Source organism: Streptomyces canarius (assembly GCF_014650735.1).
GTDB lineage: Bacteria > Actinomycetota > Actinomycetes > Streptomycetales > Streptomycetaceae > Streptomyces > Streptomyces olivaceoviridis.
Window position 1 is genome coordinate 1 of record NZ_BMVN01000045.1, and the last position, 20,859, is coordinate 20,859.

General features: G+C 73.1%; 18 protein-coding genes. 11 read left to right on the forward strand and 7 right to left on the reverse strand.

Annotation, left to right across the window (positions count from 1 at the left end; all coding sequences use genetic code 11):
- Both IE294_RS37815 and IE294_RS37820 read right to left on the reverse strand, forming a co-directional pair.
- Positions 1-237 (reverse strand): alpha/beta hydrolase (locus tag IE294_RS37815; protein ID WP_189893774.1); only part of this gene is annotated, 237 nt, incomplete at its 3' end.
- A 251-nt stretch (positions 238-488) separates the two neighbouring features.
- The gene (locus IE294_RS37820) at positions 489-1,379 is read right to left on the reverse strand and encodes a class I SAM-dependent methyltransferase (protein ID WP_189893776.1); all 891 of its coding nucleotides are present in this window, start codon (positions 1,377-1,379) and stop codon (positions 489-491) included.
- A 214-nt stretch (positions 1,380-1,593) separates the two neighbouring features.
- Between IE294_RS37820 and cseB the strand changes: the two genes are divergently transcribed.
- From cseB to IE294_RS37835, 3 genes are all read left to right on the forward strand, one after another.
- Positions 1,594-2,322, forward strand: a complete 729-nt coding sequence (gene cseB, locus IE294_RS37825; RefSeq protein ID WP_189893778.1) for a two-component system response regulator CseB — start codon at positions 1,594-1,596, stop codon at positions 2,320-2,322.
- A 1-nt stretch (position 2,323) separates the two neighbouring features.
- Positions 2,324-3,568 (forward strand): ATP-binding protein, encoded by a 1,245-nt coding sequence (locus tag IE294_RS37830; protein ID WP_189893780.1) that lies wholly within the window; start codon positions 2,324-2,326, stop codon positions 3,566-3,568.
- 148 nt (positions 3,569-3,716) lie between these two features.
- Positions 3,717-4,748 (forward strand): D-alanyl-D-alanine carboxypeptidase family protein, encoded by a 1,032-nt coding sequence (locus IE294_RS37835; protein ID WP_189893781.1) that lies wholly within the window; start codon positions 3,717-3,719, stop codon positions 4,746-4,748.
- A gap of 217 nt (positions 4,749-4,965) precedes the next feature.
- Here IE294_RS37835 and IE294_RS37840 read toward each other — a convergent pair whose 3' ends face one another.
- Together IE294_RS37840 and IE294_RS37845 are read right to left on the reverse strand one after the other, a co-directional pair.
- Complete coding sequence (locus tag IE294_RS37840) at positions 4,966-5,718, reverse strand: SDR family oxidoreductase (RefSeq protein WP_189893783.1); 753 nt, start codon at positions 5,716-5,718, stop codon at positions 4,966-4,968.
- 35 nt (positions 5,719-5,753) lie between these two features.
- Entirely contained in the window at positions 5,754-6,215 is a 462-nt protein-coding gene (locus tag IE294_RS37845; RefSeq protein WP_189893785.1) for an acyl-CoA thioesterase, read from the reverse strand.
- Between the two features lie 155 nt (positions 6,216-6,370).
- On the opposite strand from IE294_RS37845, the gene IE294_RS37850 reads away from it, so the two are divergent.
- The gene (locus IE294_RS37850) at positions 6,371-7,123 is read left to right on the forward strand and encodes a TetR/AcrR family transcriptional regulator (RefSeq protein ID WP_189893787.1); all 753 of its coding nucleotides are present in this window, start codon (positions 6,371-6,373) and stop codon (positions 7,121-7,123) included.
- A gap of 97 nt (positions 7,124-7,220) precedes the next feature.
- On the forward strand, positions 7,221-7,811 hold the full coding sequence (locus IE294_RS37855; protein ID WP_189893788.1) for a flavoprotein: 591 nt from the start codon (positions 7,221-7,223) through the stop codon (positions 7,809-7,811).
- Positions 7,812-7,865: 54 nt separating this feature from the next.
- On the opposite strand, the gene IE294_RS37860 is transcribed toward IE294_RS37855, so the two are convergent.
- From IE294_RS37860 to dacB, 3 genes are all read right to left on the reverse strand, one after another.
- Positions 7,866-8,828 carry an AraC-like ligand-binding domain-containing protein gene (locus tag IE294_RS37860; RefSeq protein ID WP_189893790.1) on the reverse strand — a complete coding sequence of 321 codons (963 nt, stop codon included), beginning with the start codon at positions 8,826-8,828 and terminating at the stop codon, positions 7,866-7,868.
- A 226-nt stretch (positions 8,829-9,054) separates the two neighbouring features.
- The gene (locus IE294_RS37865; RefSeq protein ID WP_229917741.1) at positions 9,055-10,203 is read right to left on the reverse strand and encodes a ricin-type beta-trefoil lectin domain protein; all 1,149 of its coding nucleotides are present in this window, start codon (positions 10,201-10,203) and stop codon (positions 9,055-9,057) included.
- A 303-nt stretch (positions 10,204-10,506) separates the two neighbouring features.
- Positions 10,507-11,883, reverse strand: a complete 1,377-nt coding sequence (dacB, locus tag IE294_RS37870; protein WP_189893792.1) for a D-alanyl-D-alanine carboxypeptidase/D-alanyl-D-alanine endopeptidase — start codon at positions 11,881-11,883, stop codon at positions 10,507-10,509.
- Positions 11,884-12,111: 228 nt separating this feature from the next.
- On the opposite strand from dacB, the gene IE294_RS37875 reads away from it, so the two are divergent.
- The 6 genes from IE294_RS37875 to poxB all read left to right on the forward strand — a co-directional run bounded on the left by IE294_RS37875 (position 12,112) and on the right by poxB (position 20,808).
- A complete protein-coding gene (locus IE294_RS37875; protein ID WP_189893794.1) occupies positions 12,112-12,603 on the forward strand; it encodes a hypothetical protein in 492 nt (163 codons plus the stop codon).
- A gap of 221 nt (positions 12,604-12,824) precedes the next feature.
- The gene (locus IE294_RS37880; protein ID WP_189893796.1) at positions 12,825-14,066 is read left to right on the forward strand and encodes a cytochrome P450 family protein; all 1,242 of its coding nucleotides are present in this window, start codon (positions 12,825-12,827) and stop codon (positions 14,064-14,066) included.
- Between the two features lie 251 nt (positions 14,067-14,317).
- Entirely contained in the window at positions 14,318-16,579 is a 2,262-nt protein-coding gene (locus IE294_RS37885) for a helix-turn-helix domain-containing protein (RefSeq protein ID WP_189893798.1), read from the forward strand.
- Positions 16,580-16,671: 92 nt separating this feature from the next.
- The gene (locus IE294_RS37890) at positions 16,672-18,390 is read left to right on the forward strand and encodes a dolichyl-phosphate-mannose--protein mannosyltransferase (protein ID WP_373315920.1); all 1,719 of its coding nucleotides are present in this window, start codon (positions 16,672-16,674) and stop codon (positions 18,388-18,390) included.
- 148 nt (positions 18,391-18,538) lie between these two features.
- Positions 18,539-18,787 carry a Sec-independent protein translocase subunit TatA gene (gene tatA, locus IE294_RS37895; RefSeq protein ID WP_189893800.1) on the forward strand — a complete coding sequence of 83 codons (249 nt, stop codon included), beginning with the start codon at positions 18,539-18,541 and terminating at the stop codon, positions 18,785-18,787.
- 287 nt (positions 18,788-19,074) lie between these two features.
- On the forward strand, positions 19,075-20,808 hold the full coding sequence (gene poxB, locus IE294_RS37900) for a ubiquinone-dependent pyruvate dehydrogenase (RefSeq protein WP_189893802.1): 1,734 nt from the start codon (positions 19,075-19,077) through the stop codon (positions 20,806-20,808).
- The last annotated feature ends 51 nt before the right edge of the window (positions 20,809-20,859 follow it).

Genomic DNA, 20,859 nt, shown 5'->3' on the forward strand with positions numbered 1-20,859 from the left:
CAGACCGCGCGGCAGACCACCGGAGGCGCCCTGGTAGGCCGCGTCGAAGGCGAGGGCGACGAAACCGCGCTCGGCCATCAGCTGCGCGTACGTACCCGACGTCTGCTCCTTCACGGCGGTACCGGGGTGGCCGACCACCAGGGCCGGACGCGGGCCCGGCGCCGGGGTGTCGGGGGTGTAGAGGTGGGCGGCGATCTCGATGCCGGCGCTGTCGAAGGTGACGGTGGTCCTGGCCATGGGGGCACTCCTGCCGAAGTCCGAAGAAGGTGGTGTGACACACCCGGAACGGCCGGCCCCCCGAAGTCGGGGGCCGTCCCTGCCGGGCACACATCCACACTCCGCCACCCCACACCCCGGCGGAAGAGACAAGTTCCTGCCCGGGAAGGATCCTGCCCCCCTTCCCGCCGCCTCGGGAGGGCGCGGCACACGTGTCCCTCCGCCCCGGCGGCCCGCCGTCCGCGCACCCCGGCCCGCCGTGCGGGAGGTCGTCAGGGGCGGACCGCGAGGATCCAGCGGTTGGCGGCCAGCGCGTCGTCCGGCGTCGGCCGCAGACCGACGCCGTGACGGTCCGCGAAGTCGAACGGCGTGTGCACGGCCGTGTCCCAGCCCCGGGCGTCGAGATCGGCGACGGAGTCCGGGCGGGGCGCGGTGTCGAACAGGGCGAGCAGGTCGATGCCGAGCCGCTCCCGGACCGCCGCGTAGACGGGATAGTCGCGTTGCCCGGCCGGGTCCACCCCGCGTTTGACCTCGTAGCCGAGCGCGCTGCCCGGTGCGCTGTGCGCGTTGACGGTGGCGAGCAGTTCCTGTTCCGCGGCCGGCGGCAGATACGGCACCAGCCCCTCGGCGAGCCAGGCCGTCGGACGCGTCGGATCGAAACCGGCCGCGAGCAGGGCGTGGGTCCAGTCCTGGCGCAGGTCGGCGGCGAGGGCGACGCGGGCGGCCCGCGGTACGGCCCCGAGCGTGTCCAGGACGGACTGCTTGAAGGCGAGCACCTCTTCCAGGTCGATCTCGAAGACCGTGCTGCCGTCCGGCCACGGCAGCCGGTGGGCGCGGGTGTCCAGACCGGCTCCCAGCACGACCACCTGCCGGCAGCCGCCGGCCGCGGCGCTGAGCAGGAACCCGTCGAAGACGCGGGTGCGCAGACCGAAGAAGCGGGCCAGCCGGCCCCACAGCGGATCGGCGTCGCCGTCCGGCACCTCGTCGAACCGGCGCGGCCAGTCGGCGCAGCCGGGCGCCGCGCGGACTAAATGCTCCGCGTACTCGTCCCGCGCCGGCGCGTCGGGCCGGGACGTCTCGATCGCGCGGGCCGCGGCGACCAGGAAGGCGGTCACGCCCACCCCCGCGACTCCGGTGCTGCTTGCTCGGGCGGTATCGGTCATGTCGCTCTCCGCGGTGCCGTGTCCTGGGCGGTTCCTGTGTGTCTAACACGTCGTCCAGCGGGTCGGGGGTTCACTCGACACGTGTGCGGATACCGGGCCCGGCGCCCGGCGGCACCCCGCGCCGAAGGCCGCCCGCGCCCGCCCCCGCCGCCCGTCGCCGTACCCCTGACGGCATGATGGTGCTCCCCGCACCCACGCGCCCGGAGGGGAAGACATGTCCGCCGTACCGGTACCGGAAGGCCGCCCGGCCTCCGTCTCCATCCTGCTCGTCGAGGACGACGAGGTGATCCGCAGGTCCGTCGCGCTCGCCCTGGAGCGCTACGGCTACCAGGTCGCCACGGCCGGGGACGGGCTGACCGGGCTGGAGCGGTTCCGGGAGGGCGGGCACGACGTGCTGCTGCTGGACGTGATGCTGCCCCACCTGGACGGTGTCGGACTGTGCCGGCGCGTCCGGGAGACCAGCACGACGCCCGTACTGATGATGTCCGCGCGCGGCGACGCCCTGGACGTGGTCTCGGGTCTGGAGGCCGGTGCCGACGACTACGTGGTCAAACCCGTGGACACCGCCGTACTGGTGGCCCGGATCCGCTCGCTGCTGCGCCGTGCCACCTTCGGCGCGGTCGACGCCTCGGCCGTCGCGAACGCGCGGAAGGACACCGTGCTGGTCTTCGGTGACCTGGCCGTCGACACGGCGGGGCTGGAGGTGTCACGGGGCGGTGAGCCGGTCGCGCTGGCCCCCACCGAACTGCGGCTGCTGTTGGAGTTCGCCGCCAACCCCGGCATCGTCCTCGACCGGCAGACGCTCCTTCGCACCGTGTGGGACTACGGCTGGGAGGGCGACACCCGGGTGGTCGACCTGTGCGTGCAGCGGCTGCGGAAGAAGATCGGCGCCGACCGGATCGAGACCGTACGCGGCTTCGGCTACAAGCTGCGGCGGACCTGACGTGCACACCGTCCGCTCCCTGCTCAACTGGCGTTCGCTGCGCTGGAAGACCGCCCTGCTGGTGGCCGTGGCCTGCTGCGCCGTCGCGCTGACCGTCGGACTGCTGGTCCACCGCAGCACCCTGGAGCGCTCCATGAACGACGGCGCGGCCAAGGCGGTGACCGCCCTGTCCCACTCCGTGGAGCGCTACGCGCGCGAGGGGACGCCCGAACCGGGCGACGAGCTGGACCCCGGGGCCATGCCCAAGGAGCTGCTGCGCCGGCTCCACGAACGGAAGGACCCGGTCCACAACCCCGTCACCTGGTACGACGGCGATCCCCACGCCCCCCGGATGTGGGCGGCGACCAGCTACCGGGGCGAGCCCTTCGCGGTGTACGCGGACATGACCCCCGATCTGCTCGCCCGGCAGGCGCTGGACCGGCACATGTGGAAGTACTCGCTGGTCGTGCTCGGGATCGTCCTGCCGGTGTCGGCGCTCGCCGCCGAGCTGCCCCACCGCAGACTGCGACGGGTGGCCAGGACCGCGCGCCGCATCTCGGACGGCGACCTGGCCGCGCGGACCGGGGCCGGCGGCGGGGACGAGATCAGCGCCATCTCCGCCACCGTGGACGCGATGGCCGACAGCCTGCACGAACGCCTGCTGGCCGAGCAGCGGTTCACCGCCGACGTCGCCCACGAACTGCGCACCCCGCTGATGGGGCTCGTCACCGCGAGCGGCCTGCTGCCCGAGGGCGAGGCGACCGGTCTGGTCCGGGACCGGGTGGCGGTGCTGCGGAACCTCGTCGAGGAACTGCTGGAGATCTCCCGGCTCGACGCGGGTGCCGAGACGGCCGATCCGCGCCCGGTGCCGCTGGCCGCCGTGATCCGCGACTCGCTGGCCCGCACCGGCCTCGGGGCACGGTTCACCGCGCACGGGGAGCCGTGGGTCGACACCGACCCGCGCCGGCTGGACCGGATCGTCGCCAACCTGGTCGCCAACGCACACCGGCACGGCCGCGCGCCCGTCGAGGTCGAGGTCACGGGCACGACGGTCACCGTACGCGACCACGGCCCCGGTTTCCCCGCCCACCTGCTGGCCCACGGACCGCAGCGATTCCGCACCGGGGCGGCCGAGCGCGGCCACGGCCACGGCCTGGGCCTGACCATCGCGCTGGGCCAGGCACGGGTCATCGGCGCCCGGCTGGATCTGGCCAACTCCCCCGACGGCGGGGCGGTGGCCGTGCTCCGGCTGCCCGCCGCGCCCTGAACACACCGTCGTACCCGGGCGCCGATACACGACGGATGCACAGCCGAGCGGTGCCGGAGAGACGGCCACCGCCTCCCGGACACGCCCTCCGCGCAAGGTAAGCGAGGTGCGTGGACGTCACGCACCTGCCCGTAGGAGGTGCGTTCCCATGTGCCCGGCCACCGTTCCCGGCGAGTCCGAGCTGTGCCCCGACCAGGTGCCACCGTCCACCGCCCCGCCACGCACGTCTCGGCCGCGCCGCCCGCTCCGGTCGCGCCTGGTCGTCTCCGGCGCCGCCGGTGCCGGCGCGCTGACCGCCCTGGTGGTGCTCGGCACCGTCGTACACCCCGGTGGTGACCGTCCGGCGGCCCCCGGGTCGCCGGCGTCCCTGTCCTGGCCGGCGCAGGGGCAGACCAGCATCCACGTCGAGGGCCTGGGCTCCCGGGGCGCACTCGGCTCCCGTGGCGCGCAGAAGCCCGTGCCGCTCGCCAGCGTGACCAAGGTGATGACCGCGTACGTCATCCTGCGCGACCATCCGATCCCTCCCGACGGGGACGGTGCCCGCATCACCGTCGACGCGCGGGCGGCCCAGGAGTCCAGCCTGGGCGCGGAGTCGACGGTGGCGGTCGAGGCGGGGCGCCGGCTGAGCGAACGGCAGGTGCTGCAACTGATGCTGCTTCCCTCCGCCGGCAACATCGCCCGGATGCTGGCCCGCTGGGACGCCGGCTCGGAGGAGGCGTTCGTCGGGAAGATGAACCGCGCCGCCCGCGATCTGGGCATGACGAACACCACGTACACCGACCCCAGTGGCATCACCCCGACGACGGTCAGTACCTCCGAGGACCAGCTGAAGCTGGCCCGGCAGGTGATGCGCGACCCGGTGTTCCGGTCCGTCGTCGCCGAACGGGAAGCCGGTGTGCCCGGGGTGTCCGGCACCGTCCGCAACACCAACACCCTGGTCGGCGAGAACGGGGTCATCGGCGTCAAGACCGGGTCCAGCACCCCGGCGGGCGGCAACCTGATGTGGGCGGCCACCGCGCCGGACCGCGACGGGCACCAGCGGCTGGCGCTGGGCGTCGTACTGCACCAGGAGGCCGGCACCGGCTCCGAGCAGGGTCTCGACGCCGTGCTGTCGGCCGGCGGTTCGCTGATCGCGAGCGTGCGGCGGTGGGTGGCGGCGATCGGACCGGCCACCCGGTGACGGGCCCGGCGCAAGCCGACGGTGCGTGTCACGGTCCGTGTGCCAGGGGCCGCGTCACCGCGTTGCCCGGCGTGCTGGCGGTGCCGAGGTGGTCCTACGACGACGGGCACCGCCGGCGGCGGCTGCGCGAACGCGGCGGGTGCCGGCCGCGGCCCGCCACGCGCCGGGCCGTACGACGAGCCGAGCCACACCCGGCGCCGGTCACTCCACGGCCGGGTCACACCACCAGCCGGGTCACCCCGCCGTTGACGTGGAGGTTCTGGCCGCTGACCCACCGCGACTGCGGACCGGCGAGGAAGGCGACGACGTCGGCGATGTCGGCCGGGTCGCCCAGCCTGCCGAACGGCGACAGCTGAGCGGCCTGCCGCAGGGTCTCCTCGGTGTTCAGGGACCGCAGCAGGTCCGTGTCGGTGAAACCGGGTGAGACCGTGTTGGCGGTGATGCCGCGCGGCCCGAGTTCGCGCGCCGCGACCGCCGTGAACTGTTCGACGGCACCCTTGCTGCCCACGTACACGGACGCGCCCGGAACCGTCATCCGGGTGTTGATCGTGGAGACGCTGATGATCCGCCCGCCGTCGCGCATGTGCCGGGCCGCCTCCTGGAGGGCGAGGAACACGGCCTTCGCGTTGACGGCCATGATCCGGTCGTAGTCCTCCTCGGTGACCTCCGCGATCGACGCGGGCAGCGCGGACCCCGCGTTGTTGACCAGGATGTCCAGGCCGCCCAGCCACTCCCGGGCCCCGCTCAGGAACCGCCGTACGGCGTCGGGCTCCGCGAGATCGACGCGGAACGCCTTCGCCGCGCCGCCGTTCGCCTCCGCCGCGCGTTCCACCTCGGCGGCGCGCTCGGTGCCGGAGAGGCAGGAGAACGCCACGCGCGCCCCGTCCGTGACGAGGCGTTCGACCACCGCCCGGCCGATCCCGTTGGACCCGCCGGTGACGATGGCCCCCTTTCCGCTCAGTACAGGCACGTCGTCCTCGCTGTTCGTTCCGGCGAAGTCCCGCCTCAGGCCTGCTCCTGCGGCAGACCGATGGTCCGGGCGATCTCCCAGATCCGGTCCGACCAGGGAGTGGGCGCGAAGGTGGTGCTGTCGAGGCGGACGACGGTGCGGCTGCCGTGCGCGTACGTCGTCTTCCCGTCGGCCGAGCACACCCGGTAGCCCGCGGTGGCGGAGGTGGTGCCCAGCCGCGTCATCCACAGGTGTACGGCGTACTCGCCGACCCCCGCCACGGGCTGGTCGTAGGTGATGTCGAAGTGCTTGGCGGCGTTGAAGCCGTCGCCTTCCAGGCCGCTCTTGCCGCCGATGCCCTTGTCCCGCCAGAACCACCCCCACGCCCGCTCGACCAGCACCTGGTAGTGGCCGTTGTGCAGCAGGCCCATCGAGTCGAGGTCGTCGAAGTGGACGACCACGGGCATCAGGACACCGACGTCGGTGCCGGGCGTGTCGACGGTGGGTGTGGGGGACATCGGTCTTCTCCTCGCGTCATGTGTGTCTCTTCGGACGATACCTGTCGCGACGGTGCCGGGCACGCAGTGATACATGTGTTTCGGTCGGATGTGAACGTGTGTCCACGGCGGGACGAGGTGGGATCAGTGATTCACGCAACTGATATCGTCGATTCATGACCACGGAGACGGCAACGGAGCAGGCAGGCACGACACTGCGGCAGAAGATCGTCCTGGCCGCCGCCCGGCTCCTTGAGGAGGGCGGCCTGGACGCGGTGTCGACCCGCGCCGTCGCCGCCCGCGCCGGCGTGCCGACACCGTCGATCTTTCGGATCTTCGGAGACAAGGAAGGGCTGCTGGAGGAGGTCGCGGAGCACGGTTTCCGGCGCTACCTCGACGTGAAGGCCGAACTGCTCACCGGCGACGACCCGGTCCAGGCGCTGCGCGACGCGTGGGACCTGCACATCCGCTTCGGACTTGAGCACCCGGCCTACTACTCGCTCGTCTACGGCCAGGTCCGCCCCGGCCACATGCCGCAGGCCGGACGACGGGCCGCCGCCGGACTGCGGCACATGATCACCCGAGTGGCCGCGGCCGGGCGTCTGCGGATGAGCGTCGAACGCGCCACCGAGGTGATGCACTCCGCCGGTGTGGGCACGATCCTCACGCTGATGAGCCGGCCCGAGGGCGGCTGCGACCCGCGGACCGCCGAGACGGCACGCGAGATGGTGATCGACACCCTCACGCTCCCGCCCGCGGGAAGCGGCGACGGCGACGACGGCGCCCCCCGCGCCGCCGTCGTGAGCAGTGCCATGGCGCTGCTGGCCGCCCTGGGGCAGGAGGGCACCGTGGCGCTCAGTCCCGCGGAGCTGAGTCTGCTGCGTGAGTGGCTCAACCGACTGGCCGACGCGGTGGACGTGGAGGACTGACGCGGTGGCCACGGTCGCAGTCCGTCCGGCACGGATGGTCAGTCGTCGTGGCGCACACGGTCACGTTCCGGCCGGCGCGGCGGCGCATCGTGGGGGCATGACCAGCAACGACACGTCCACTTTCGGTGGACGCCTGCTCATCGGCGCGACCGGCTCCGCCGCGATCGCCATGCTCCCGATGTACATCAACACCCTGCGCACCACCTTCACCGGGACCGTCACCGTCCTGATGACGCACACCGCTGCCACGTTCCTCCCGCCGCACACCGTCGGCTTGTTCGCGGACCGGGTGGTCACGGGCGCGACGCCGGACGACTGGGCCCACGAGAACCAGGCGACCCTCGCGGCGGAGCACGACATGATGGCCGTCCTGCCGGCCACCGCCAACATGCTCGCCGCCACCGCCACGGGTGCCGTGCCGAACATGCTGACCGCGACGATCGCCGCCGCCGACTTCCCCGTGGTGTTCTTCCCGGTGATGACCGGCGAGATGTGGCTGAAGCCCGCCGTCCAGCGCAATGCCGACCAGCTCCGCCAGGACGGCTACCACGTCGTCGACCCGCAGTGGGGACAGCGCTACGACGTCGGCCTGAAGCAGCTCGTCAAGGCTCCCATGCCGCCGGCTCCGCCCCAGTTCGTCGAGGTCGTCCGGGAACTCATGCCCCGGTGCGGGCCCGGGGAAGGCTGAGGACGCCCCGGGGACGGCCGGGGAGCCGCCGCATCCCCTCCGGTGACCGGACCGTCACCGCGCACCCGGCCGCCGGGCCCGGTAGGCGCCGGGCGTCATGCCCGTGACGGCCCGGAACGCCCGGTGCAGCTGTGCCTCGCCACCGAATCCGCACGCGCGGGCCACGGCGGCGAGGGGGCGTTCGGGGTGCGACAGCAGCAGCCGCCGGGCGTGCGACACCCGCAGTCGGCGGATCAGCTCCGTCAGCGATTCGCCGTCCGCGGCCAGGGCGCGGTACATCGTCCGCCGGGAGATCGCGCAGCCCGCGGCCACCCCGGCGGCGTCGAGGCCGGGATCCGTGGCGTGCCGGCGCACGAACCGGTGGATCCGTTCGCGGGTCAGCGCCGTGGCGGACGCCTCCCGCGGCGCGCTGCCCGCGGCCCAGGCCAGACCGGTGTCCAGCAGGTCGACGGCGTGCGGCAGCAGAGCCGCCGCCGCCCCGGCATCGTGCCCCTGCATACGGTTGAGGCCGACGAGGAAGTCCGCGATGACCCGGCCGGGCCCCGAGGAGCCCAGCTCCACGCTGGTCGCCCCGGCCGGCGGGCGGTGCGCCAGCCGGGCTTTGGGCACCTTGACCACCAGCTGGGAGAAGCCGTCCTCGAAGTCCAGCGCGTAGGGGCAGGTGCTGTCGACGAAGGCCATCGTGCCCGGCGTGAGCAGGGCGACCCGCCCGTTCTGCTCCAGCCTGCCCCGGCCGCGCAGCTGGATGTTGGCGAGGAAGACGTCCTCGGGGTCGCGTCCGATCAGCCGGCGCGTCCGGACCACCTGCTGGGGGCCCGCGGTCAGCTCGGCGAAGCCGATGCCGTCCAGGACGGAGTGCTCGATCCGCCCCTCGAAGACCCCGTCCGGCCCGGGGCGCACCGCCACTCCGACGAACGTGTCACAGATGACGTCGGCCCAGTAGGCGAACGCGTCGGAGGTGTCGACGTCCGCGCTGGACCACACGGTGCGCGGAACGGGGCGCGGGCAGGTGTTCATACCTCCATGATGGCGCTCCGCCGACCCATGGGGCAGCGCGCCAGGTGCGTCGACCCATGGGTCGACGCACCTGGCGCGCTCACCCCCGGCTGACCCAGGTGCCGTCCCTGGACCGCATCGCCGGACCGTCACCGGGCTCGGGTGCCGGTCGGATCAGTCGGCGGGCGCCGCGCCGGAGATCGGCTCGGCGCGGGCCCCTCCGCTCCCGCCACCGCCCCGCCGGTGCTCAGGACGTGGACCACTTCTGGTTGGGGCTGCCGGAGCAGGACCACAGCTGGAGCCGGGTGCCGTTCTCCGTGCCGTTGTCCCGGACGTCCGTGCACTTGTCGGCGAGCGTGCTGACCAGGTCGTGTCTGACGTTCAGCTCGAACCGCTGCGCCGGACTCCCGTCGCAGGAGGCGAGTTCGAGGTCCGCCCCGTCGGCGGTCGAACCGTTCACGAGCTGCACGCACATGCCGAGCGCCCGCATGGTTCCGCCCGTGAACGTCCAGTGCTGGGAGGCGGATCCAGAGCAGTCCCGGATCATCAGGCCCGCGCCCCGCACGGCCTCGCCGCCCACGATGTCTATGCAGCGCTGTGAGGCGTGGCTGAACACGTTCACCCCCGGTGCCGCGGCCGGCGCGGTCGTCCTGGTCCCGGTCGTGGCCTTCGCCGTGGCGGTGGAGTGCCGGCCGGGGGACGCGGAGGCCTTGCTCGACGCGCTGCTGCCGGGCGAGGCGGACGTGGGCGCGCGGGAACCGTCGGCCTTCTCGTCGGGGTCGGTCGCGGACGCCGTCACCGAGGGCGCCGGCACGTCGCCGAACCCGTCGATGACGTCGGTGCCCCGGCCCCGGGAGTCGACGGTCACCGAGGTCCCGTCGCGCTTGCCGTCGTCGTGACCGTTGACCAGGCCCAGGGTCAGCAGGACACCGCCCGCCGCCAGCAGTCCGACGACGCCCACGACGCCGAGAGCACCGCGCAGTCCCTCGCGCCGGATCTTGTCGCCCTTGCCCCGGCGGAACGTGTCGAGTGAGACGACCTGGTCCGCGGCGGGGCTCCGGTCCGTGTCGGCGCGGCGTGCGAAGGTGTCGCCGGGTCTGTCTGCGGCGGAGCCGCCCACCGCGCCGTCGGCGGCCGGGGACGACGGTCCGTTACCGCGGCCGGTGTTCCCCCGCGATCCCAGGGAGGAGATCTGGGTGAGCCGGGGCAGCGAGGTGCCTCTCCCGGCCGCGTCGGGCGCCCGGTCACCACTGCCCGGCGCGGGCGGCTCCGCGCCGCCGGCCGCGGTGCCGTCCTGGCCGGGCCCGGAACCGGAACCGGAACTGACGGATCTGGCGCTGCCCGGGACTCTCTTCGGGAGATCCCCCGCGGACCGGGGCGTGTGTGGAGGCTTCATGTGTTCCTTTCCAGCGGAGCCGGAGCATCGGCGGCGATGTCGCGGGGGGTGGCCCGACCGGTCTCCGGGACGGTCCGGCCCTGTCACCCGGGTAGCGGATCCGCCGCCGTTCCGGTTCACCGCTACGGCATGTCACTACTACGACACGTCACCGCTACGACATGTGACATGTGACTCATACCGGTCGGCGAGTGAGGACTCAAACCGGCGCATCGGACGGTGCGGCCGGCCGCACCGGTGGGCGGACGCCGCCGCACACACGAACGCCACCCGACCTCGCGGCCGGGCGGCGCCTGGGTGCTCCTAGGCCCAGCAGCCGTTCACGGTGGCGGCCAGACCGTCCATCGCGTCCTTGATGTCGTTCGGGGCAGCCGTCGAGCCGTTCTCGATGAAGGAGAAGACCCGCCACTCGCCGTCGTCGGTCCGGGTCAGACCGCTCAGGGCGATGGCACCGGTGAGGGTGCCGGTCTTGGCCTGCACCTTGCCGACGGCGCACTGGGAGTGCGGGTCGTCGAACCGGCCCCACTCCGGGCCGAGGGTGGAGCCCGCCTCACCGGCGACGGGCAGGCCGTCCAGGATGGCGCCCAGGGTGTGCGCGTAGCGGGGCTGGGTGAGCAGTTCGAGGATCTGCGCGAGCGTGGCGGCCGGGACGCGGTCGGTGCGGGACAGGCCGCTGCCGTCGTGGATCTCGAAGTTGTCGAGGGAGACGCCGTAGCGGTGGCTGAGCACGTGGCGCACGACCTCGGTGCCGCCCTCGAAGGTGGCGGGGCGTCCCGCACCCAGAGCGGTCATCCGCAGCAGGGTCTCGGCGATGTTGTTGTCGCTGGTCTTGAGCATCTTCTTGACGATGTCCGCCAGCGGGGCCGACCGGTGGTGCGCGACCGGCACATCGGTGTGGCGGGCCGTGCCGCGCGTGACGTCGCCGGAGACGGTGACACCGTCCTGGGCGAGCAGTCCGGCGAAGGTCTGCCCGGCGTCGATCGAGGTGTCCTGGACACCGCGGCCGTCGACGACGAGGGCGCGGACCGGGGCGACGGTGTCCGGGTAGTAGCCGTCGTTCCAGCCGTCGGCGAGAGCCGGTGCGGGGAACAGGCTGTCGTCCACGGCGACCTTCACCGTGCCGAGGCCGGCCTTCTTCAGCCCGGCGACCGCGGTCTTCGCCAGTTCCGCGAGGTCGGCGCTGCTGAGCGTGCGGTCGCCGCCGCCGACGAGGGTGAGGGTGCCGTGGCCGTAGACGACCCTGGTGGTGAAGCGGTGCTCGGGGCCCAGCACGGTCAGCGCCGCGGTCGCCGTGGCCAGCTTGACGTTGGAGGCCGGCATCAGCGCGGTGGAGCCGTCGTGGTCCCACAGGGTTTCGTCGGAGTCCGCGTCGAGGACCACGCCGCTCACGTCGGCGCCCAGCCGCTGGTCGAGCACGCGGGCATCGAGGTTCGCGGCCATCTGCTGGTCGCTGGGGTCGGCCGACTCCGCGCCGCCGGACGCGCCGCCGGCCGTCGTCGTGGTGCCGTTGCCGGCGGCGAAGGCCGAGGGCCCGGCCAGCGCGGCCGAGGCGACGGGCACGGCCAGCGCCAGCACGACGGTACGCCGCAGACCCGCGCTGCTCTGCTTCGTCCTCCGGTGCCGGCGACGGCCGCCCGGCACGAAGGAGCTGGTCTGTGTTTCCGCTGTGGAGTTGTTCATGGATTCCAGGTTCGATAGAGATACGTGTGAAATGGACCGGCGCGCACCTTACTCCGTCGCGTCCCGGCCCCGGACAGCTTCCGTCTCTCGCCACCACTTCTTCACACCGACGTCATCCCGGCGTGTGCCTAGACTGAGACAGATGTCTCGGGAACGGGAGTCGGGCACACTGTGTTCGTCCGTTCGACGCGCCACCGGGCCGGTGTGACATGTGGAGGGTACCGTCCGATGAAGTCCGCACGCCGGGAGAACGCACGGTGGCTCGCGGCGGGTACGTGGGCCGTCGTGCTGGGGCTGGCCACCGCGGGATGCTGGTTCTCCGGCCGGCCCGGCGAGTCGCCGAGCCATGCCGGTGACGCGACCGCCGACCGCGTGACCGCGGGCCGGGTGTGCCGGTCCGCCCTCCCGCGCGGCATGGAGCTGTCCTGTGGGACGTACGGCTTCGGCGACCTGCGGTACGTCTGCGCCGCCGGGCGGCACGAGGGTGCGCGGTGCGAGCGGACGTCGCAGGTGACGGTGCGCAACCCGGGCCGTGCCCTGGTGTACGTGACGTACCTGGCGGGCGCGCGGCCGGGCGTGCGCGAGGAGGGCCCGCGGCAGGCGGTCGAGCCGGGCGGCGAGACGACGCTGCGCCCCGGCGCGGGACGGCTGTTGTTCGACATCACGCTGCGCGGCACGGACGCAGGGCCGAGCCGCCTGGAGGTGGTCGGGGTCCGGTGAACCCGCAGGGGGCCGGCCCGCGTGTTGTGTGAAACGGCTTCCGCGGCCGGCCGGGCGGCCGGGCGGGCGGGCGGGCGGCCCGCGTTCCCGTCCCCGCGTGGACCGGCCGACGTGGTGAGCGCGTTTCCGTCCCCCGCGTGGACCGGCCGACAGGGCAGGCGCGTTCCGCGGCCGGCTCGGACCCCCGGGACTGTCCCGGGGCAGAAGGTGAGGAATCTCGGATGGACACGCACCAGCAGGCACGGCCGGTCGGTGAACCGCACGAGCGGGTGATCATGAGCCCGGAGTTCAAGGCGGACGCCCACCGGCAGTACGCGCGGCTGCGCGCGAAGGGCCCCGTCCACCCGGCGCAGTTCTTCCCGGGCATCACGGGCTGGGTGGTCGTCGACTACGACCTGGCCCGCGAGGCGCTGACCCATCCGGCGCTGCTCAAGGACCCGGAGCCGGCCGCGGAGATGCTGGAGGCGGCGGGCTTCCTGGGCCACAAGCGCGGCACCGGGTTCGGCGGCCAGATGCTGGAGGCGGACCCGCCCGAGCACACCCGGCTGCGCCGTCTGGTCTCCGGCGCCTTCTCCCCGAAGCGGACCGCCGAGATGGAACCGCGCATCACCGAGATCGCGGACCGGCTCGTCGACGCCATGCCGCCGTCCGGCGAGCTGGACCTGGTGGAGGCCTTCACCGCGCCGCTGCCGGTCGCGGTCATCGCCGAACTGCTCGGCATCCCCGAGGCCGACCGCCAGGACTTCCGCCGCTGGACGACGCTCGCCTTCCAGGTGGGCCACCCCGAGTACGCCTCGGCGGTGGCGAGCCTGCACGGGTTCCTGCGCGGGCTGGCCGACGACAAGCGCCGCGCTCCCGGTGACGACCTGATGTCCGCGCTGGTCGCCGCCCGGGACGAGGACGACGGCCGCCTCTCCCCGGACGAACTGGCCGGCACCGCGGCCCTGCTCGTCATCGCCGGCCACGAGACCACCGTCAACCTCCTGGGCAACGCCGTGCTGGCCCTGCTCCAGCACCCCGACCAACTGCGGATGCTGCGGGAGGACCTCGGCCTCCTGCCCGACGCGATCGAGGAGTTCCTGCGCTACGACACCTCCGTCGAGCGCACGACGAACCGGTACGCGGCCGAGGACCTGGAACTGGGCGGCGTACACATCCCCCGTGGCGGCATCGTCGCCGTGGCCCTCGCCTCCGCGAGCCGTGACGCCCCCCTGCCGGGCGGCGGCGACCCGGACGTGCTCGACATCACCCGTCCCGCCGCCCGGCACCTCTCCTTCGGCCACGGCATCCACCACTGTCTGGGCGCCCCGCTGGCCCGCCTGGAGGCCCGCATCGCCCTGCGCACCCTCCTCACCCGCGTCCCGCACCTGGAACTGGCGGTGCCCGCCGATTCGCTGGACTGGTTCCCGGCGGGCATGGTGCGCGGGGTGCTGTCGCTGCCGGTGCGGTACCGCAGGACCTGATGCCGGCTGTCACACATGTGCCGGCCGGCCCGGTGTCCGCCGTCCAGTGCCGCACCGGCGCCCCTGCCCGGCCGGCCTGGTGACGCCCGGAGCGGGTGTGCGGCGACCGCGGGTGTCCGGCCGGGCGTGTGACGGCCCACCTCCTGAGACGGCCATGTCGCCATCCGGCCCCGCCCTGTTACGTTTGCGGGCATCCGAGGCGCCGGCGCCGACCCGCGGCCGGAGCCCGAGGCCGGCAGCCGGGGGTGGGGATGGACGACAGGACCACGTTCGGCCGGTTGTTGCGTGCGGCCCGGCGGCGTTCGCTGTTCACGCTGGAGAGCCTCGCCGAGGCGTCCGGGGTGAGTGTGCGGGCCATCAGCGACATGGAACGGGGGCAGAGCCTGCCGCGGCAGGCGACACTGGGCGAGCTGATGGACGCCCTGGAGCTGGACGAGGCCGATCGGCGGCGGCTGGTGCAGGCGTCCGCGCGCCGCACCTGGCAGGTGCCGCGGCAACTGCCTCCCGATCCGGCCGGGTTCTGCGGTCGCAAGGAGGCGCTGGCGGAGGTCCACGGTGTCACGGCGCCGGTTCCCGGGCGGGCCGGGCGCGCGGTCGTCTCGGCGATCGTCGGTATGGCGGGGATCGGCAAGACGGCCCTCGCGGTGCACTGGGCACACCGGGTGGCCGACCGTTTCCCGGACGGGCAGCTGTATGTGAACCTGCGCGGATTCGAGGACTCCGAGCAGCCCCTGGACCCCGGAGAGGCTCTGGGCGGGTTCCTCAGAGCGCTGGGTGTGCCCAGTGGTGATCTGCCGCGCGGCACCGACCGGCGCGGCGCGCTCTTCCGGGAACACACCGCGTCCCGGCAACTGGTCGTCGTCCTCGACAACGCGCAGGACGAGGAGCAGGTCAGGCCGCTGCTGCCGGGTGCCGCGGGCTGCCTGACGATCATCACCTCGCGCAACCGGCTGGCCGGACTGGCGGCGCGCGAGGGGGCCTCACTGATCGGCCTGGACGTGTGGACGAGGCAGGAGGCGCTCGCCGCGCTGGCCGTGCGGATCGGCGAGGAGCGGTGCCGGGCCGAGCCGGAGGCCGCCGCCCGCCTGACGGAGCTGTGCGGGTGTCTTCCGCTGGCGATCGCCGTGGTGGGCGCGCAGCTCAGCGCCACACCCGGGATACCCCTGCGGCTCGCCGCGCGCGAGCTGGAGGAAGCCCGGCTGGACGCTCTGTCGACCAGCGACCGCCGGGCCGATGTCCGGGCCGTCTTCTCCTGGTCGTACCGGGCGCTCGACGCCGGGACGGCACGGGTGTTCCGGCACCTGGCCCTGCACCCCGGGCCGGCGGCATCCGTCGAGGCCGCGGCCTCACTCGTCGGGGCGGAGCCGGCGCGGGTCCGTCGGCAGCTGCGCGCGCTCGCCTCCGCCAGCCTGCTCTCCCGTGACGCCGACGGCCGCTACGTCCTGCACGACCTGGTCCGCGCCTACGGCATCGAACTCATCGAGAGGGAGCGCGACGACCGCTTGGCCGCCGAGATCCGCCTCATGGACTACCTGCGGCACAACGCGTACGCGGCCGGACTGTACGTGTCCAGGTACAAGGCCGACCCGCCCGGCGCCGCGGCCGAGGGTGTCGTGCACGTCCCGGTCGACAGCCGCGAGGAGGCGCTCGACTGGTACCGGCAGGAGGAGTCGACCACGGCCGCCGTTCTGCACGTCGTCCAGGACCCCCGGCTGCTGCGGCACTGTGTCGACCTCGTGCTGGAATGGGTGGGCTACAACACGGTCGAGGGCCGCTGGGCGGAGGAGATCACGGTCGAGCGCATCGCACTGGAGGCGGCCGGCGCGCTCGGTGACCCGGTCGCCATGGTGAGAACCAGCGCGATCCTGGCACGTGCCCTGATCGAGACGGGCAACCACGACGACGCGAACGAGCCGATCGGCGTCATGCTCACCCACATGCACCGGCTGCCCGACGCGGACCGCGCCCGCGCCGAGCTGAACCTCGCCTGGCTGCGTGAGCGGCAACGGCGCTTCACCGAGGCCCTCCGGCACGCGCGCAACGCGCTCATGATCTACCGAGCCCTCCGGCAGCCCGACAGGATCGGACGTGCGCTCTGCTATGTGAGCTGGTCCCTCGCCACACTCGGCGAGTACCGGCGGTCCATCGCCACGTGTGAGGAGGCGCTGCCCATGCTCCAGGAGGCCGGGGAGCGTCGTTTCGAGGCGCATGTCTGGAGCACCATCGGATACGCCCGGCAGGGACTGGGCGATCTCGACGCCGCCGTCGCCGGCTACGAGAAGTCGCTGCGGCTCTTCGGTGAAGTGCTCGACGACTACGGCGCCGCCGAGGTGTGGGACCATCTTGCGTCCGCTCAGCTGGAACGGGGGGACGCGGAGCAGGCGCGGGAGAGCTGGGCCAGGGCGGCCGAGCTGTTCGGCGGGCTCCGTGTCGCACGCGCCGCGCAGATGCGAGCCAAGGCACGGTCGGTGGCACGGCCGGGGACGAGGACGGCCCACCGCGCCGGGACGTGACCACCGGCCGCCGGGCCGCGGCAGCTGTCGTCGGACGGGTGAGAACAGCATCATCAGTGGCACAGCGACACGCAAGGAACAAGGCGACGGCAGTGCATCAACACAACGCGACGCGTTCCCTCGACGGCACCGGTCCGACGACGGAGCCCGGAGACCGGCAGGGGCGACTTCGCCGCTTCGGACACGTGGCACGCCCGGGGCCCGATACCCGTGAGCGTCTCGTTCCGCCCTTCCCGGAGCCGGCGGTCCGGCTGTGGGAGCTGACACGTCTCGATCCGGCACGTGTGTTCCCCGTCGCGAAGGCGATGGACTGGGTGGGGCCGTTACTCGTCGCCGTCCTGGCCGGAACGCTCCGCTTCTGGCACCTCGGCCGGCCGCGGGCCCTCGTCTTCGACGAGACCTACTACGCCAAGGACGCCTGGTCCCTGCTGCGGCTCGGCTACGAGGGCACCTGGCCGGACCGCAAGATCTCCGACCCGCAGATCCTCGCCCACCCCCAGGCGATCCCGCTCTCCGACACCGGGGCCTTCGTCGCGCACCCGCCGACGGGCAAGTGGGTGATCGCCCTCGGCGAGTGGATGTTCGGCCTGGACCCGTTCGGCTGGCGGTTCATGACGGCCGCCCTGGGCACCCTGTCGGTGCTCATGCTGTGCCGGATCGGCCGCCGCCTGTTCCGTTCGACGCTGCTGGGCTGCCTGGCCGGCGCGCTGCTGGCGGTGGACGGTCTGCACCTGGTGATGAGCCGTAACGCGCTGCTGGACCTCGTGGTCATGTTCTTCGTCCTGGCGGCGTTCGGCTGCCTGCTGATCGACCGGGACCACGCGCGGGCCCGGCTCGCGGCGGCCTTGCCGGTCGGCGCGGACGGCCGTGCGCGCCCGGACGCGCGCACCGGTGACCATGCCGGGACGGGGGTCCGCCCCTGGCGGCTCGCCGCCGGCCTCTTCCTGGGACTGGCGGCCTCCACCAAGTGGAACGGGCTGTACGTCCTGGCGTTCTTCGTGATCCTGACGGTGCTGTGGGACGTCGGCGCCCGCCGCGTCGCCGGGGCCCGCCGCCCGTACCGGGCGGTGCTGCGCAAGGACCTCGGCTGGTCGGTCCTGTCCCTGGTGCCGGTCGCCGTGACGACGTACCTGGCGACATGGACCGGCTGGTTCCTGTCCGACAAGGGCTACGGACGCCACTGGGCCGACGGCCGCGGCGGCACCTGGTCATGGGTTCCCGCTCCGCTGCGCAGCTGGTGGCACTACGAGTACGGGGTCTACCAGTTCAACGTGGGGCTGCACTCTCCCCACGCGTACGAGTCCAACCCCTGGAGCTGGCTGGTCCTGGGCCGCCCCGTGCTGTTCCACTACGAGTCGCCGAAAGCCGGGCGGGACGGCTGCCACACGGCGGTCGACTGCTCGCAGACGGTCCTCGCCCTCGGCACCCCGCTGCTGTGGTGGTCGGCATGCTGCGCCCTCGTGTACCTGCTCTACCGGTGGGCGCTGCGCCGCGACTGGCGGGCCGGCGCCATCCTGTGCGCGGTGGGCGCCGGTCAACTGCCCTGGTTCCTCTACCAGGACCGCACGATCTTCTCCTTCTACGCGGTGGTCTACGTGCCGTACCTGTGCCTGGCCGTGACGATGATGCTGGGAGCCCTGTCGGGGCCGCCGGGCGCGGACCGCGGACGCCGCACCGTGGGCGCGGTGGCCGCCGGCGTGCTCGTCCTGCTCATCGCCTGGAACTTCGTCTACTTCTTCCCGCTCTACACCGGGCAGACGATCCCGTACGCCGACTGGCACAGCAGAATGTGGCTCGACACCTGGATCTGACGGCCGGGTCGCGCATACGTGCCAGGTTGCCCGGCATTGCGCGAAACGCACATGTGTGTTCCGCTCTGTATGTGGACCGCGGCACCTGACGCAAGGGCCCACGCACTGGCCTGACACACCGACCTTCCTGACCCGAGGAGAACACGCAATGCTTCGCAACGGACTGGAACCCTGGCACCTGCTCATCGTGGCGGTCGTCCTCATCGCGCTGTTCGGGTCGAAGAAACTGCCCGACGCCGCCCGCGGACTGGGCCGCTCGATGCGCATCCTCAAGAGCGAGGCCCGGGCGATGCGGGAGGACGACGCCGCGGACGGGACCACCGCCTCCACCGTGCCGCACGCCGGCCGCACGCCTGCCGCGGACACCGCCACGGCAGAGCCCGTCACCGAGCGCTGACCGCCCCGCGGGCGACCGTGGCCGTCTCCGCCGGTGCGAACCCGGCCGAGGGCCGCATGCCGTGGCCCTCGGGCCGCCGGGGGGCGGAGCCGGACAGTCGTCCGACCCAGGGACGGACGACGCCGTCGCGCCCGTGACGCAGTCATTCGACGGATGTGTGCGCAATGTCGGTTCCCCGACACTGATCAGGCGCTGCTCACACGCGCCGGGCCGAGAACAGGCGGGCAACAGCCCACGAGCTTCCCCGCCGCCCCGGACGCGCTCACGACCGACGAAAGGCGACCCGTATGCCCACCTTCGCTGACCACGTCATCGCCTCCCTGAAGGCCTCGGGCGTGCGGCGCCTGTACGGCCTGCCCGGCGACTCCCTCAACGGTCTGACGGACGCCATCCGGCGCGACGGCGAGGTCGACTGGGTGCACGTGCGGCACGAGGAGAGCGCCGCCTTCGCGGCGGCGGCCGAGGCCGGGCTGACCGGAGATCTCACCGTCTGCGTCGGCAGCTGCGGTCCCGGCAACCTGCACCTGATCAACGGGCTCTTCGACGCCCAGCGCAGCCGCGTGCCGGTCCTCGCCATCGCCGCCCAGATCCCGGGCAGCGAGATCGGCTCCGGCTACTTCCAGGAGACGCGCCCGCAGGAACTGTTCGCCGATTGCAGCGTCTACGCGGAGGTCGTCACCAGCCCCGAACACGGGCCGCGCGTCCTGGAGATGGCGATGCGGGCGGCCGTCGAACGCAGGGGCGTGGCGGTCGTCGTCGTACCCGGCGAGATCTTCCTCGGCAAGACCGGCCGCGACCTGGCCCCCACGGTGGTGCGCCCGGCCAGGACCGTCGTCCGCCCGGACGACGCCGACCTGCGCGAGGCCGCCGCGCTGCTGAACGACGGGCAGCGGGTGACGATCCTGGCGGGCGCGGGCGCGGCCGGCGCCCACGACGACCTGGTCCGGCTCGCCGAGACCCTCAAGGCGCCCGTCGTGCACGCGCTGCGGGGCAAGGAGTACGTCGAGTACGACAACCCGTACGACGTCGGGATGACCGGTCTGCTCGGCTTCGCCTCCGGTTACAAGGCGATCGAGGAGGCCGACACCCTGCTGATGCTGGGCACCGACTTCCCCTACCGGCAGTTCTATCCGCAGGGCGCGAAGGTGATCCAGCTCGACATCCGCGGCGAGCAGATCGGCCGGCGCACCCATGTCGACCTGCCCCTGGTCGGCAGCGTGCGCGACACCCTGCCCGCGCTGCTGCCGCTGCTGACCGTCAAGAGCGGGCGCAAGCACCTCGACGAGGCCCTCGCCCACTACGCCCGCACGCGCAAGTCGCTGGACGCGCTCGCCGTCAACGACCGCGAACGCACCCCGATCCACCCGCAGTTCGTGGCCCGCACCCTGGACCGCCTCGCGGACCGGGACGCGGTCTTCACCGTCGACGTCGGTTCCCCGGTGGTGTGGGCGGCCCGCTACCTGACCTTCAACGGACACCGGCGGCTGCTCGGTTCGTTCAACCACGGCACCATGGCCTGCGCCCTGCCGCACGCCGTGGGCGCGCAGGCGGCGTATCCGGGGCGTCAGGTGGTCTCGCTGTCGGGCGACGGCGGGCTCACCATGCTCCTCGGGGAGCTGTTCACCCTGCGGCAGAACCGCCTGCCCGCCAAGATCGTCGTCTTCAACAACGGCTCGCTGAACTTCGTGGAGCTGGAGATGAAGGCGGCGGGCATCGTCAACTACGCGACCGAGCTGGACAACCCGCAGCTCGCCGAGGTCGCCGCCGCGGTCGGGCTGTGGGCCCGCCGGGTGGAGCGGCCAGGTGACCTGGAGGACGCGCTCAAGGGCGCCTTCGCGCACGACGGACCCGCTCTGGTCGAGGTCATGACGGCCCGCCAGGAGCTGTCCGTGCCGCCGGCGGTCACGGTCGAGCAGGCCAAGGGTTTCACCCTCTACGCCATCCGCACCATCCTGTCCGGCCGGGGCGAGGAACTCCTCGACCTGGTCACCACCAATGTCGCCCGGCGGATCCTGCACTGAGCGGCCGGGCATCCCGAAACACATGCCTCCGGTGACATGTGTGCTCCAGGG

Coding starts and splice junctions, on each gene's coding strand:
- IE294_RS37865 (WP_229917741.1), bottom strand. CDS start 10,203: ATGAAGCCTCCACACACGCCCCGGTCCGCGGGGGATCTCCCGAAGAGA.
- IE294_RS37875 (WP_189893794.1), top strand. CDS start 12,112: ATGAAGTCCGCACGCCGGGAGAACGCACGGTGGCTCGCGGCGGGTACG.
- cseB (WP_189893778.1), top strand. CDS start 1,594: ATGTCCGCCGTACCGGTACCGGAAGGCCGCCCGGCCTCCGTCTCCATC.
- IE294_RS37820 (WP_189893776.1), bottom strand. CDS start 1,379: ATGACCGATACCGCCCGAGCAAGCAGCACCGGAGTCGCGGGGGTGGGC.
- IE294_RS37885 (WP_189893798.1), top strand. CDS start 14,318: ATGGACGACAGGACCACGTTCGGCCGGTTGTTGCGTGCGGCCCGGCGG.
- IE294_RS37860 (WP_189893790.1), bottom strand. CDS start 8,828: ATGAACACCTGCCCGCGCCCCGTTCCGCGCACCGTGTGGTCCAGCGCG.
- poxB (WP_189893802.1), top strand. CDS start 19,075: ATGCCCACCTTCGCTGACCACGTCATCGCCTCCCTGAAGGCCTCGGGC.
- IE294_RS37845 (WP_189893785.1), bottom strand. CDS start 6,215: ATGTCCCCCACACCCACCGTCGACACGCCCGGCACCGACGTCGGTGTC.
- tatA (WP_189893800.1), top strand. CDS start 18,539: ATGCTTCGCAACGGACTGGAACCCTGGCACCTGCTCATCGTGGCGGTC.
- dacB (WP_189893792.1), bottom strand. CDS start 11,883: ATGAACAACTCCACAGCGGAAACACAGACCAGCTCCTTCGTGCCGGGC.
- IE294_RS37835 (WP_189893781.1), top strand. CDS start 3,717: ATGTGCCCGGCCACCGTTCCCGGCGAGTCCGAGCTGTGCCCCGACCAG.
- IE294_RS37850 (WP_189893787.1), top strand. CDS start 6,371: ATGACCACGGAGACGGCAACGGAGCAGGCAGGCACGACACTGCGGCAG.
- IE294_RS37855 (WP_189893788.1), top strand. CDS start 7,221: ATGACCAGCAACGACACGTCCACTTTCGGTGGACGCCTGCTCATCGGC.
- IE294_RS37880 (WP_189893796.1), top strand. CDS start 12,825: ATGGACACGCACCAGCAGGCACGGCCGGTCGGTGAACCGCACGAGCGG.